The following is a 13,325-nucleotide window of genomic DNA, read 5'->3' as shown; positions in this document are numbered from 1 at the left end:
CCCTGCTCAGCAGGGCCTGGGAAAACGAAACATCATCCGCGCGGCTCAACGCCCACGCTCCTCAACGCGCCGGGACCGGGGGACGGATCTCAGCACCGGGGCACCTCAGCACCTGGAATCACGGACAGAGGCACAGAAACGGCGAGCACGGGCACGGACAGTGCCACGGGGTACGGGGTTACTGGGCACGGGCACAGAGCGCGCAAGCACGGGCACACGCGAGCAGCATGTACGGGCACAGGCACAGGAGCGGACGCAGATACGGGCCCTCAGGGGCGTACCGCGGCGTCGGCCGTCGGCCAGCTCATGCGGATCACTCCGCCGGCCGCACCGGATCGAACCTCCACGTCGTCGACGAGACCGCTGATGACCGCGAGGCCCATCTCGTCCTCGCCCTCACCGTCCATCTCGGGATCGGGCCGGTCCGGCCCCGCTCCGGAAGCACTGGAACCGGTACGCGCCCCGGACGCGGTGGGATCCCCGCCGGGGCCGGGAACACTGTCCCCGACCTCGATGGAGAACGCCTTCTCCTCCTCGGTCAACGCGACGCTGACCGGCTCGGTGATGCCGTGACTGCGATGCAGCCCGACCGCGCGGCTACACGCCTCCCCGACGGCGAGCCTGACCTCGTCGAGCACCGCCTCGTCGACGCCGGCCCTGCGCGCCACGGCGGCCGCCACCAGGCGGGCCGTCCTGACATGTTCAGGCTGGGCGCTGAAGCGGAGTTCAACGGTGGCCATGACATCCCCCTCGAACGTTCGGGCGTACGCCTCAGAGGCCCCGGGCATATCGCCCGGCACCCCTGCTCTCCTCCTCCGGAAGCCGACAAAGCCGACAGCCGACCCAAGGGTCGACCGCCTGCCCGTCACGGCCCACGCGCTGCCGCTGCCGGCCTGTTCACTGCCTGCCGACCGGCCCGGGGGCCGGTCCGCTCCGACCTCAGTCGGTGGCGGCGACAGCCTCGTCGACCGTGGTGTGAATCGGGAACACCTTGGTCAGACCTGTGATCCGGAAGATCTTGAGAATGCGCTCCTGGTTGCAGACCAGGCGCAACGAGCCCTCATGGGCCCGGACACGCTTCAAGCCGCCCACGAGCACGCCGAGGCCGGTGGAGTCGAGGAAGTCGACGCCTTCCATGTCGACAACCAAGTGGTAGCTGCCGTCATTCACCAACTCGACCAACTGCTCGCGCAGCTTGGGCGCGGTATACACATCAATCTCGCCACCGACCTCGACGACCGTACGGTCGCCACCAGGGCCGGACACATTGCGAGTCGACAGGGACAGGTCCACGGATCCTCCAGCACCTTGCTATCGAGCGGTCGCCCCTCGGTCTCCCCGACGGAGGCCAGGGGACGGATCGCCAGCCGCGATGGCATTCAATCACTTACCAGCAGCCATGCACGACGCCTTGGGACCATTGTCCGTCACGCCAGTGACACACTCGGTGCCGATGGCCAAGAATCACCGTCCCGGACGACCACCCGAGAGTGGGGCCTCGCGCCCCTCTCCCGCCATGATCCTCGACCGGCTCGCCGCAGGGGCGGGCCGGGCCGCGCGCATCACTCATACGGAGCACTTGCCCCCGCGATCGGGAACCCATGCCATCTGGCCGGATCGCATCCGGCCAGAAGTGATCTCGGCGATCGAAAAGGCCGGGATCGCCCATCCGTGGGCCCATCAGGCGGCCGCGGCGGAACACGCGCTGGACGGCGAATCGGTCGTGATCGCCACCGGCACGGCCTCCGGGAAGTCCCTCGCGTACCTCGCGCCGGTCCTCAGCACCCTCCTGGACGGCTCGGAGGCCCCCAACGGCCGCGGGGCCACCGCCCTGTACCTCGCCCCCACCAAGGCCCTGGCAGCCGACCAGCGGCGCTCGGTGAAGGCACTCGCGGCCCCGCTCGGCAACGCCTTCAGGCCCGCCGTCTACGACGGCGACACCCCCGTCGAGGAACGCGAATGGGTACGGCAGTACGCGAACTACGTCCTGACCAACCCCGACATGCTGCACCGCGGAATACTGCCCTCCCACCCCCGCTGGGCGTCCTTCCTGCGCGCCCTGCGGTACGTCGTGATCGACGAGTGCCACACCTACCGGGGCGTCTTCGGCTCCCACGTCGCCCAGGTCCTGCGCCGTCTACGCCGTCTGTGCGCCCGCTACGGGGCCGATCCGGTCTTCCTGCTCGCCTCAGCCACGGCGGCCGATCCCGCGGTCGCAGCCGGGCGTCTGACGGGTCTGCCGGTCCGGGAGGTGTCCGACGACGCCTCCCCGCGCGGTGAGCTGGTCTTCGCCCTGTGGGAGCCCCCGCTGACCGACCTGCACGGCGAGAAGGGCGCACCCGTTCGCCGTACCGCGACGGCCGAGACCGCCGACCTCCTCACCGACCTGACCCTCCAGGGCGTCCGCTCGGTCGCCTTCGTACGCTCCCGGCGCGGCGCCGAACTGATCTCGGTGATCGCCAAGGAGCGCCTCGCGGAGGTCGACCGCTCACTGCCGAAGCGGGTCGCCGCCTATCGCGGGGGTTACCTCCCCGAGGAGCGCCGGGCCCTGGAGCGGGCGCTGCACTCCGGCGAGCTCCTCGGTCTGGCGGCCACCACCGCCCTGGAACTGGGCATCGACGTCTCCGGCCTCGGCGCGGTCGTCATCTCCGGCTACCCGGGCACGCGGGCGTCCCTCTGGCAGCAGGCGGGCCGGGCCGGCCGCTCGGGGCAGGGCGCCCTGGCCGTTCTCGTGGCCCGGGACGACCCGCTGGACACGTACCTGGTGCATCACCCCGAGGCCCTGTTCCAGCAGCCCGTCGAGTCGACGGTGCTGGACCCGGACAACCCCTACGTCCTCGCCCCCCACCTCTGCGCCGCGGCCGCCGAGCTGCCCCTGACCGAGCCCGACATCGCCCTCTTCGGCCCGGCCGTGCCCGAGCTGCTGCCGCAGCTGGAGGCGGCGAAGCTGCTGCGCAGACGGGCGTCGGGCTGGCACTGGACGCGCCGCGAGCGGGCCGCCGACCTGGCCGACATCCGGGGCGGGGGAGGCCGCCCCGTCCAGATCGTCGAGGAAGGCACCGGCCGCCTGCTGGGCACCGTCGACGAGGCCGCCGCCCACACGGCCGTCCACGAGGGGGCCGTCCACCTCCACCAGGGCCGCACCCACCTGGTCCGGAAACTGGACCTGGAGGACTCCGTGGCCCTGGTCGAGCAGGCCGACCCGCCGTACTCGACGGTCGCCCGCGACACCACGGCCATCACCGTCCTGGAGACCGACACCGAGATCCCCTGGGGCCAGGGGCGGCTCTGTTACGGCTCCGTCGAGGTCACCAACCAGGTCGTCTCCTTCCTCCGCCGGAAGCTGATCACCGGGGAGGTCCTGGGCGAGACGAAGCTCGACCTGCCGCCCCGCACCCTGCGCACCCGCGCCGTGTGGTGGACGGTCACCGAGGACCAGCTCGACGCGGCCCGCGTCAACCCGGAGATCCTCGGCGGCGCACTTCACGCCGCCGAGCACGCGTCGATCGGCCTGCTGCCGCTCTTCGCCACCTGCGACCGCTGGGACATCGGCGGCGTGTCCGTACCGCTGCACCCCGACACCCTGCTGCCGACCGTCTTCGTCTACGACGGCCACCCAGGAGGAGCCGGATTCGCCGAGCGGGCCTTCCACACCGCCCGTACGTGGCTGACGGCGACCCGGGAGGCCATCGCGTCCTGCGAGTGCGAGGCGGGCTGCCCCTCCTGCATCCAGTCCCCCAAGTGCGGCAACGGCAACGAGCCCCTGCACAAACGCGGAGCCGTACGCCTGCTCACCGAACTCCTCAGGACCGCACCCCCGGAACCGAACGGACCGGTATAGCCCGGCTATCGGCCGGAGATCCGGCCCCAACATCGACAGGAGGGCCGGCCCGGGCCCTGACAGCGGGCAGGTAGGGCCCGAATCCCGAGCGGGCGGTCACATCAGCGATCTCCCCGTGCACCCCGCAGCGAACGAGCACGGCCCCCTGCGCCTGGGCCACTCGCCGGGCCGCCCCACACGCGGCCACCGTCCCTTCCAGCGCCCGGTCCGCGGCCGCGAGGGCCGCCAGATCCGCGGCCCCACCCGCCCGGTGACGGGCAGCCACGGCCTGTCCCAGCGCGAGCACCACGGCGAACACCGTGCAGAGACCGGCCGCGGTGACAGCCACCCACACCGTCGCCACACCCCGGTCCGCGCCAAGACCCGCACGCTGGTTCGCGACCCGGCGTGCAATCCGCGCCCCGAGCCGGGCCCCGAGCCGGGCTGCGATCCGGGCCCCGAGCCAGGCTGCGATCCGATCCATTCGCCGGCCGGCTTCCCGGTCCGCGCCACGTCCCATCCTCCGGCCCATACCTCTGTCCTCGCCCTCGCCCTCGTCCTCGTCCCCGCCCCGATCCGACCCGACCCGACCGCCGGAACCTGCCCCACCGACAACACCCGCCCAGTCCCCGGCCCCGGGTCTCCCTTTCCCTCGCCCTCATGGCCCGGAGCCCCCGACCGTGTCCTCCGCCAGGGCGGCCGCCTCGGCGCTCAACGTCAGGGCCAGCACGCCCGGCCCCGGGGTCGGGGCCTCCACCCGGACGCGCCACAGGTCTCCTGCCCGCCCCACCTCGACCCGGGCACCGCGGGGTGCCGCGTCACGGACGGCTTCCCGTACCGCCGCCTCCGGCTCCGAACGGGCCGCCGCCCGTGCCCCCGCCCGCGCCGCGTCCACACATCGGATCTGGTCCGAGGCCGCCAGCAACGCCCACAGCAGCGCCATGGTGAAGGTCACCAGCACCGGGATCACCACCGCCGCCTCCGCGGTCACAGCGCCCCGGTCGCCGCGCCCGTCGCCACGCATGGCCGGGCGCCCGTGCGGCCCCCGCTGCCGCCCCCGGGGAAGGCCGCGGACCGATGCCACGGGCCCCTTCCCCGGGCAGGGCCCCGGCGGGGTCTCAGAATTTCGCATCGAGCGCGTCCTCGACCAGCGACTGCAGCGCCGACAGCACCGGCCCGCTGTTCACCACCTTGTAGAGCACCGCCGCGAAGGCGCACGCGGCGATGGTTCCCACCGCGTACTCGGACGTGGTCATCCCTCGGTCGGACCGGCCGAGCCGCCCCGCCCACCGTGCGGCCCACTTCACCCTCCGGTCCGGCACACCTGCGGACAGCCGGCCTCCGCGCAGAACGTCGACGGCCCGGCCCCAGAACTTCGTTTCCATTTCATCCCCCGATGAGCATCGATGACGAGCGGGCGCCCTGAATGGAACACCCGTGAGTGACAGCGAAAATGAATGACCGCCAGGTCGCCGACGGCCGCGAAAGCCCGGCAGGCTCACCAGCCCGGCAGGCCCACCGGCCCGCGCAGCCTCACCAGCCCGGACGGCCGGTCGCGAGCAGGTCGCCGGCCAGGCCGATGATCACCGGCGCCACCCCGACCGCCAGGAAGGCGGGGAGGAAGCAGAGGCCGACCGGCGCCGTGATCAGCACCCCGGCCCGTTGCGCCCGCGCCACCGCCGCGGCGGCTCGCTCGGCGCGCATCGACTCGGCCAGCCTGGCAACCGGCTCCGCGGCCGGAGCCCCCGTCGAACCCGCCCGGTGCAGACAGCGGGCCAGCGGGCCGGCGCCCGGTATCTCCCCGAACCGACCCCAAGCCTCGGCCGGTTCGCCGCCGAGGCGGATCTCGGCGGCCGTGCGGGCAAGCCGGTCACCGACCGGGCCGCCGATGGATTCGCCCACCTCCGCGGCCGCCTCCCGGGGACCTGCCCCGACCGCGATACAGGCCGCCAGCAGATCCGCGGCCAACGGAAGCTGCCCGGCGATCACGGCCCGCTCCGGATGGGTACCGCCGGGACGAGCGCATGGCCGGGTTCGCCGCCACCGCCACAGCCCGTACGCCGCGGCCGAACCGACCGCGCAGCCCATCGCGCCGCCGACCAGAATCCATCCGGCCAGCCAAGCCCCGGCCGGGGCCGCCCACCGCCGGGCGGACTCGGAGAGACCCGAACCACCGCTCGCCCGGAACGGTGCGACCAGCCGGCTCCACCTGCCGGGCCGTGCCGCAATGACCGTCCCCAGCAGCAGTGCCCCCCGCCCACGCACCGCCCGCTTCCGAAATCCGGCGGCGATCACGGCTGCCAGCTGAGCCGCCACGCCCAGCACCGCCGCCGACATCCCCAGGCTGTGGAGAACTTCTCCGTCCGCCACGTTCACGCCGCCTCCCCTCCGCGCACGATCCGGCAGGCCCAGTACAGCCCGGCCGCCTCCAGGAGCACCCCCACAGCCAGGCAGGCCAGGCCGCCCGGGGTGTGCAGCAGTACACGCAGGGGTTCGGCCCCGAGTGCCGCTCCCAGCCCCAGACCCGCAAGCGGGAGCAGGGCCAGGACCACGACCGTCGACCACGCGCCCGCCAGTTGAGCGCGTAGCTCCTCCCGTCTGCGCCGGTCCTCCCGCAGCGCCGCCTCCAGGCGCTCCAGCCCGGTCGCCAGCCCGGCCCCGCCGTCCACGGCCACGCGCCAGCACGCGGCCATTCCGGACAGGCCCCCCAGCCCCGGGCCCTCCGCCGCCTGCCGCAGCGCCGCCGGCACATCACCGCCGAACCGCGCCGCCGCCAGCACCGCGGCCTCCGCCTCCCCCAGCCGGCCGCCTGAAGTGGGCGTAGCCCCTGAGCCGGCCTCCGCCGGACCTTCGCGGAGCGCGACCAACAACGCCTGGCCCGGCTCGCGGCCGGCCCGCAGCTCCCCGACCACGGCTCCGCACAACGCCGCCACCGCGGTCGCGGCCCGCTCCGCCTGACGCGCTCCTGCCCGCCTCCGCAACCACCGTCGCACCAACGGGACCGCCACGGCCCCCGCGACCAGCGGCAGCACCGAACCCCCCAGCACCGCAAGCAGCCCCGCGACCGGAACGCACCACCACTCCCGACGCCCCCGTGCGGACTCCCTCACACGCCCCAGGACCTTGAGCAGGTGCGGCCGCCATCGGCTCCATGGCCGACCCGGCTCGGCGGGAGCATCCACGAACAACACCCGCGCCCGCCGAACGCCCGTGTCCCGCACCATCGCGAGCCACACCGCTGAACCCGCGCAGAGAGCCACCGCATGGGCCGCGTAAGCGGACGTTGCCCCCGTCACAGCGCACCTCCGATCAGCGACCGCAGACGTTCCCATCCGCGCTCCGGAACGAATCCGCCGACGCCCCAGCTCAGGGCCGGAACCGTGAGGACCAGCCCCGCCGCGTCCCGCTCCAGGACGTGCACCTCGGCGACTCGCCGTTGCCCCGCGCGGTCCCGCACGAGATGCACGACCACAGAGAGCGCGGCCGCCAACTGGCTGTGCAGTGCCACCCGGTCGAGGCCGGCCGCGGTGCCCAGAGCCTCCAGTCGGGCCGGAACATGCTCGGCGGCATTGGCGTGGACAGTGCCGCACCCCCCTTCGTGTCCAGTGTTCAGCGCGGCCAGCAACTGGGTGACCTCAGCTCCTCGCACCTCTCCGACCACCAGCCGGTCGGGCCGCATGCGCAGTGCCTGCCGCACCAGATCCCGCAACGTCACCCGGCCCGCCCCCTCCTGATTGGCCGGACGGGACTCCAGGCGGACCACATGCGGATGGTCCGGCCGCAGCTCGGCGGAGTCCTCGGCGAGCACGATCCGCTCGTTCGGGCCGACCGCGCCCAGCAGACTGGCGAGGAGCGTCGTCTTGCCCGCCCCGGTGCCGCCGCTGATCACATAGGAGATCCGCGCTTCCACGAGCGCCCGCAGGATCCGGTCTCCGCCCGGCGGCACCGTGCCCGCGTCCACCAACTCCGCCAACGAGAAGGCCCGTGGCCGCACCACGCGCAGAGAGAGGCAGGTCGAGCCGACGGACACCGGGGGCAGCACGGCGTGCATCCGTGTGCCGTCGGGCAGTCGTGCGTCCACCCACGGACGTGCGTCGTCCAGCCTCCTGCCCGCCACCGCGGCGAGACGCTGGGCCAGCCTCCGCACCGCCGCCGCGTCAGGGAAGGTGACGCCCGTCAGCTGGAGCCCACCACCCCGGTCCACCCACACCCGGTCCGGCGCGGAGACCAGCACATCGGTCACCTCCGAATCCGCGAGCAACGGCTCCAGCACTCCCGTGCCGACGAGTTCGCCGCGTAACTCTGCCGCCGCCCCGAGCACCTCGGCATCCCCCAGCAACCGCCCCTGGGCACGTAGAGCAGCAGCCACTCCGGCCGGGGTGGGAGCGGCACCGCTACGTGCCAGCCGCTGGCGTACGGCATCGAGCAGTTCGTCCGTCATGCCGTCCCTCCCCCGGGCAGGCCGGTCACGGAGCTTGCGTCACCGGCCGCCGCTACCCGCTCCCAGAAGGCCGAACAGAACCGGGCCAGCGGGCCCCGGGCACTGCCCCCGGGCGGAGTGCCGTCGTCCTGGGAGACCAGAAGGTCTGATTCCAAAGGGAGTTCGCCGACGAGCGGGAGGCCGATGGCCTGGGCGACCCATCGCCCGTCCAGCCCTGACGCATACGGCCCCCGGGGCACCACCCGCAGGTCGTCCAGCACCATTCCGGCCGTGGCCGCGACGCGCCTGGCCGCTGCTACCGCGCGCAGTTCGCCCGGCACCACGAGCAGGCCGAGATCGAGTTGGGCCAGTGCTTCGGCGACTGACTCGTCGACCCGGCGTGGAAGGTCCACGACCACCACCCCGCCGAGTCGTCGCGCGGCGGCCAGCACCGCACGCATCGCCTGCGGCGGGATCACCACCTCGTCGTCCCGACCCCAGCTCAGCACCCGCAACCCGTGGAGCGCGGGCAGCGAGTCCTCAAGGGCTCCGCCCCCGAGACGGCCCTTCGACTGCGCGAAATCCGGCCACCGCATGCCTTCGGCCCGTTCACCGCCGAGCAGGACATCGATCCCGCCCCCCAACGGGTCGGCATCGATCAGCATCGTCCGCCTACCGGCCCTCGCCGCACTCACGGCAAGGGCGCAGGCCAGCGTCGATGCGCCGGAGCCGCCCCGGCCGCCCATCACACCGACGGTGAAAGCGGGCCGCCCCACGCCTTCGGCGGCGTTGGCGATCTGATCGACGAGCCAGGCCTCGGAATCGGGCAGCCGCAGCACATATTCGGCCCCGATCTCCACCGCCCGCCGCCACACGTCCGGGTCGTCCTGGTCCCGACCCACCAGCATCACCCCGTTCCTGCGGCCGGCGCCGCGGCAACGCGCGGCGGCGTCATCCCCCACCAGCACCATCGGAGCCCGCTCCCAGCCGCCCCGGTGCCCGGGCGGCCCGTGATGGACTTCCGGCTCGGCTCCGGCCGCCGCGCACAGCCGCAGCAGGTCGTCGAGCAGTTCCACGTCCTCCGTCACGATCAGCGGGCCTCCGCGCCGCCTCCCGTCGACCGCCGCTCCTTCTGCGATGGATCCAGCCACGATCTCCGCCCCCTTCTCACTGCCCCTTCAGTGCGGTTCGCGGTGTTCTCGGAGCGTTCCGAGATGCGCGATTCCGGCACCCGCGGACTTCGCGGGTGGAATCAACGTGCAGCGCCTCGGAAAATCATGTGGATCTTGATGAAAAACTGTGGACAACTTCAAGGCTGTGAATAACTTCGTAACTCGATCCAGCGACTTCCGGAGCGCAGCACTCTGGCTACACACTGTGACGAGGCGAGTCGCGCGACACCCGGCTCGCATCATCAGGCCGATGGGCGGCCAGACGGGAGGCTCAGGTGGTTCCCACCCCTAAAACGCGTCCGGACATGCGACGACCCCCGCCGGGGGGGAGAGCGGGGGTCGTCCCCACGGCCGACTCGGGGGGGGAGGAGTCGGACCGGGTTAGCACGGTCGCGAACGATCCGTGACTTCCATGGTGTACCCGAGGGCCTTCTCAGGCAAACCCACGCGCCGGAGTTTACGCCGAATGGTGGGCCCCTATGCTCAGCGTTGTGGAAAACTGCTTCTCGCCGCGCACAGCAGCCTTCTTTGACCTGGACAAGACGGTCATTGCGAAGTCTTCGACGCTGACCTTCAGCAAGTCCTTCTACCAAGGCGGACTGATCAACCGCCGCGCTGTACTGCGCACTGCGTACGCACAGTTTGTGTTCCTCGCCGGGGGCGCAGATCACGACCAGATGGAGCGGATGCGCGAATACCTCTCCGCCCTCTGCAAGGGGTGGAACGTCCAGCAGGTCAAGGAGATCGTCGCCGAGACCCTGCACGACCTGATCGACCCGATCATCTACGACGAGGCCGCCACCCTCATCGAAGAGCACCACACGGCGGGGCGCGATGTGGTCATCGTTTCGACCTCGGGTGCCGAAGTCGTCGAGCCCATCGGCGAATTGCTCGGCGCCGACCGTGTCGTGGCCACGCGCATGGTCGTCGGTGACGACGGGTGCTTCACTGGCGAGGTCGAGTACTACGCCTACGGGCCGACCAAGGCCGAGGCCGTCAAGGCGCTCGCGGTCTCGGAGGGGTACGACCTTTCGCGCTGCTACGCCTACAGCGACTCGGCGACCGATGTACCGATGCTGGAGTCGGTCGGCCACCCGCACGCGGTCAACCCCGACCGCGCGCTGCGCCGCGAAGCGACCCTTCGCGAGTGGCCGATTCTCGTCTTCAACCGCCCGGTCCGACTCAAGCAGCGGCTGCCCGCCTTCTCGATGCCTCCCCGCCCCGCTCTCGTGGCGGCGGCCGCGGTCGGCGCGGCGGCCGTCACCGCCGGGCTGGTCTGGTACGCCAGTCGTCGGCGTACCGCCGGCGCCGCCCTGCCCGGGTGAGACGGGGCGAGGCGCAGCGAGGTGAGCAGGGGCGCTCACCGGAGTGCCGCCTCGCCCGATTCGCCCTTGATTGAACCTAAAAGTAAAGAAGCGGGGCCAGGGGTATCCCTTCCCCTGGTCCTGGAGTACAAAGGATTTAACGGCCCGCGAGACCAAGGACATCCGCGAGGATGACCTGTAACGCAGAACGGCCCCACGGACCGCGCACGAAAGCCGAGCACCCACGCGACGTCGACCCGTCGATTACGGGCCAGCCGCACCAGGTGACGGGCAAAGTACCCGACCTGATGGGCAAACTACGAGGACGCTTGGTAACTGGGCGGACGTGCCAGCGGCGGTACCGCACATCGGTGCCGCCGCAACCCTTGCCCCGGGCCATCACCCCACGGCCGCCCGGAAGTCGACCTCTTCACCCGGCGGCGCCCTTCGCGCCCTCCGCGCCATTCGCACCCTCCGACGCCTGCCGCATCGAGCCCTTGGGCCACTTCCGCCCCGAGGCACGTCGAACGTCGAGGCCGCGTCGACCTCGACGCCGCGCCGGCCCCGAGCCGACATCGGCCCCGGGTCGGCATCGGGCACCCGGGCAGCGGCAGGGCACCTCAGGCGGCACCGCGCTGAAGCGCCTCGCACACCGCGGTCGACTCGCGCACACCCAGCTCGACGGAGCGCCCGCAGTGGGTGATCCAGGCGGCCATGCCCTCCGGGGTTCCGGCCGTGTAGCCCTCGAACGCCGCGACATAGGCCGCCCGGCCCTGCTCCGCGTGTCCCACCTCGGCCGGGCAGATCGACTTCGGGTCAAGCCCGCTGCCGATCAGCACGATGCGCTCGGCGGTCCGGGCCACCAGACCGTTGTGCGAACCGAACGGGCGCAACGCCAAAAGCTCGCCGTGCACCACGGCGGCCGTGACCAGCGCGGGGGCGGTGCCGCCCGCAATGATCAGCCGCGAGAGCCCTTCGAGCCGTCCGGCGACCTCCTCGGCCCCCGGAATCGGTGCCTCGATCAGCGACTCGTCGACGGATTCACCCGCCAGCCGAGGGCGCCCCACCGCGTCGTCGGGAGTCGCCCCGCCGGCCGCCACCAGATGCAAGCGAGCCAGCACCCGCAGGGGTGACTGTCGCCAGATGGAAAGGAGTTGCCCAGCTTCCGCGGTAAGCCTCAGCGCGGCGCCGACCATGCGCGCCTCGTCCTCGCCGCTGAAGTCGGTACGCCGACGCACCTCCTCGAGGTTCCAGTCGGCACCGGCCAGCGCGGCCGAACCACGAGAACCCCGCAGTGCGGCTTCGGCCGTGACCTCATTGCTGCGGCGCCGCATGACGCGATGACCGTAGACCCGGTCGACGGCCTTGCGCACGGAGTCCACGGCATCGGGAACGCCGGGCAGGGAACTGAGCGCGGCGAGCGGGTCAGAGGCAGTCGTACTCATAAGTAGCGAGGCTACGCGCCCACCACACCCGCACCACCCCCAAGTGGCCTTCTTCACGAACAGTGACAGCACACCGCGACGGACCCGCTACCCTAGGTGAACATGAAGATCGCTTTCGTCGGGAAGGGCGGCAGCGGAAAAACCACGCTGTCCTCGCTCTTCATCCGCCACCTCGCCGCCAACGAAGCCCACGTCATCGCCGTGGACGCCGATATCAACCAGCACCTGGGGGCCGCTCTCGGCCTGGACGAGGCAGAGGCCGCCGCGCTGCCCGCCATGGGGGCGCACCTCCCCCTCATCAAGGACTACCTGCGGGGCGCCAATCCCCGTATCGCTTCCGCCGAGACGATGATCAAAACGACTCCGCCCGGCGAGGGCTCCCGGCTGCTGCGGGTCCGCGAGGACAACCCGATCTTCGCGGCCTGCGCGCGCACGGTTCGGCTGGACGACGGGGACGTCCGGCTGATGGCGACGGGGCCTTTCACGGAGTCCGATCTCGGAGTGGCCTGCTACCACTCCAAGGTCGGGGCCGTGGAGCTCTGCCTCAACCACCTGGTCGACGGCCCCGACGAGTACGTCGTGGTCGATATGACGGCGGGCTCGGACTCGTTCGCCTCGGGCATGTTCACGCGCTTCGACATGACGTTCCTGGTTGCGGAGCCGACCCGTAAGGGGGTGTCCGTCTATCGCCAGTACAAGGAGTACGCACGCGACTTCGGCGTCGCCCTGAAGGTCGTCGGGAACAAGGTGCAGGGCCCGGACGACCTGGAGTTCCTGCGTGCGGAGGTCGGCGACGACTTGCTGATCGGGGTCGGCCACTCCGACTGGGTACGGTCGGTGGAGAAGGGGCGGCCGTCCAGGTTCGAGCTGCTGGAGGCCGACAATCGGATGACCCTGCAGACGCTGCAGGACGCCGCCGAGGACTCGTACGGGACGCGTGACTGGGAGCGCTACACGCGCCAGATGGTGCACTTCCACCTGAAGAACGCCGAGAGCTGGGGCAACAAGAAGACCGGCGCCGACCTGGCCGCTCAGGTCGACCCCGCCTTCGTGCTCGACGAACGCCACGCAGGAGCGGGCGTGACCGCACCCGCCTGACTCATCGCACGGGCCCCCTCGTCGGCCACCTTTCGGTGGCCGACGAGGGGGCGAACGATGCGGCAC

Annotated in this window: 13 protein-coding genes; 3 read left to right on the top strand and 10 right to left on the bottom strand. The window is 71.9% G+C overall.

Annotated elements, in window-relative coordinates; genetic code table 11:
• Positions 1-269 precede the first annotated feature (269 nt).
• Both ACIQRW_RS26555 and ACIQRW_RS26550 read right to left on the bottom strand, forming a co-directional pair.
• Positions 270-740 (bottom strand): ATP-binding protein, encoded by a 471-nt coding sequence (locus ACIQRW_RS26555; RefSeq protein ID WP_403764665.1) that lies wholly within the window; start codon positions 738-740, stop codon positions 270-272.
• A gap of 199 nt (positions 741-939) precedes the next feature.
• Entirely contained in the window at positions 940-1,293 is a 354-nt protein-coding gene (locus tag ACIQRW_RS26550) for an STAS domain-containing protein (RefSeq protein WP_003967428.1), read from the bottom strand.
• Positions 1,294-1,372: 79 nt separating this feature from the next.
• Between ACIQRW_RS26550 and ACIQRW_RS26545 the strand changes: the two genes are divergently transcribed.
• A complete protein-coding gene (locus ACIQRW_RS26545; protein WP_403764663.1) occupies positions 1,373-3,841 on the top strand; it encodes a DEAD/DEAH box helicase in 2,469 nt (822 codons plus the stop codon).
• On the opposite strand, the gene ACIQRW_RS26540 is transcribed toward ACIQRW_RS26545, so the two are convergent.
• The 7 genes from ACIQRW_RS26540 to ssd form a co-directional block, all read right to left on the bottom strand.
• Entirely contained in the window at positions 3,804-4,304 is a 501-nt protein-coding gene (locus tag ACIQRW_RS26540) for an Rv3654c family TadE-like protein (RefSeq protein ID WP_403764661.1), read from the bottom strand. The genes ACIQRW_RS26545 and ACIQRW_RS26540 overlap by 38 nt on opposite strands.
• Before the next feature lie 174 nt (positions 4,305-4,478).
• Positions 4,479-4,844: a TadE family type IV pilus minor pilin gene (locus tag ACIQRW_RS26535; protein WP_403764659.1), complete on the bottom strand. Its 366-nt coding sequence runs from the start codon at positions 4,842-4,844 to the stop codon at positions 4,479-4,481.
• A gap of 94 nt (positions 4,845-4,938) precedes the next feature.
• Positions 4,939-5,205, bottom strand: coding sequence for a DUF4244 domain-containing protein (locus tag ACIQRW_RS26530; RefSeq protein ID WP_403764657.1), 267 nt, complete (start codon positions 5,203-5,205; stop codon positions 4,939-4,941).
• A gap of 148 nt (positions 5,206-5,353) precedes the next feature.
• A complete protein-coding gene (locus ACIQRW_RS26525; protein WP_403764655.1) occupies positions 5,354-6,196 on the bottom strand; it encodes a type II secretion system F family protein in 843 nt (280 codons plus the stop codon).
• Positions 6,193-7,116, bottom strand: a complete 924-nt coding sequence (locus tag ACIQRW_RS26520) for a type II secretion system F family protein (RefSeq protein WP_403764653.1) — start codon at positions 7,114-7,116, stop codon at positions 6,193-6,195. The genes ACIQRW_RS26525 and ACIQRW_RS26520 overlap by 4 nt, the downstream gene beginning before the upstream one ends.
• Positions 7,113-8,261 (bottom strand): TadA family conjugal transfer-associated ATPase, encoded by a 1,149-nt coding sequence (locus tag ACIQRW_RS26515; RefSeq protein WP_403764651.1) that lies wholly within the window; start codon positions 8,259-8,261, stop codon positions 7,113-7,115. Before ACIQRW_RS26515 ends, ACIQRW_RS26520 begins: the two co-directional genes overlap by 4 nt.
• Entirely contained in the window at positions 8,258-9,391 is a 1,134-nt protein-coding gene (ssd, locus tag ACIQRW_RS26510; RefSeq protein ID WP_403764649.1) for a septum site-determining protein Ssd, read from the bottom strand. The genes ACIQRW_RS26515 and ssd overlap by 4 nt, the downstream gene beginning before the upstream one ends.
• 500 nt (positions 9,392-9,891) lie before the next feature.
• Here ssd and ACIQRW_RS26505 point away from each other — a divergent pair, with 500 nt between their 5' ends.
• A complete protein-coding gene (locus tag ACIQRW_RS26505; protein ID WP_003967438.1) occupies positions 9,892-10,737 on the top strand; it encodes an HAD family phosphatase in 846 nt (281 codons plus the stop codon).
• Between the two features lie 599 nt (positions 10,738-11,336).
• On the opposite strand, the gene ACIQRW_RS26500 is transcribed toward ACIQRW_RS26505, so the two are convergent.
• Positions 11,337-12,161: an oxidoreductase gene (locus tag ACIQRW_RS26500; RefSeq protein ID WP_403764647.1), complete on the bottom strand. Its 825-nt coding sequence runs from the start codon at positions 12,159-12,161 to the stop codon at positions 11,337-11,339.
• A gap of 102 nt (positions 12,162-12,263) precedes the next feature.
• On the opposite strand from ACIQRW_RS26500, the gene ACIQRW_RS26495 reads away from it, so the two are divergent.
• Positions 12,264-13,259, top strand: coding sequence for an ATP-binding protein (locus ACIQRW_RS26495; protein ID WP_403764645.1), 996 nt, complete (start codon positions 12,264-12,266; stop codon positions 13,257-13,259).
• The last annotated feature ends 66 nt before the right edge of the window (positions 13,260-13,325 follow it).

Source organism: Streptomyces sp. NPDC091287, from assembly GCF_044768525.1.
Lineage (GTDB): Bacteria > Actinomycetota > Actinomycetes > Streptomycetales > Streptomycetaceae > Streptomyces.
The sequence above is the reverse complement of the archived record's forward strand: the minus strand, read 5'-3'. Positions and strand labels throughout refer to the sequence as shown.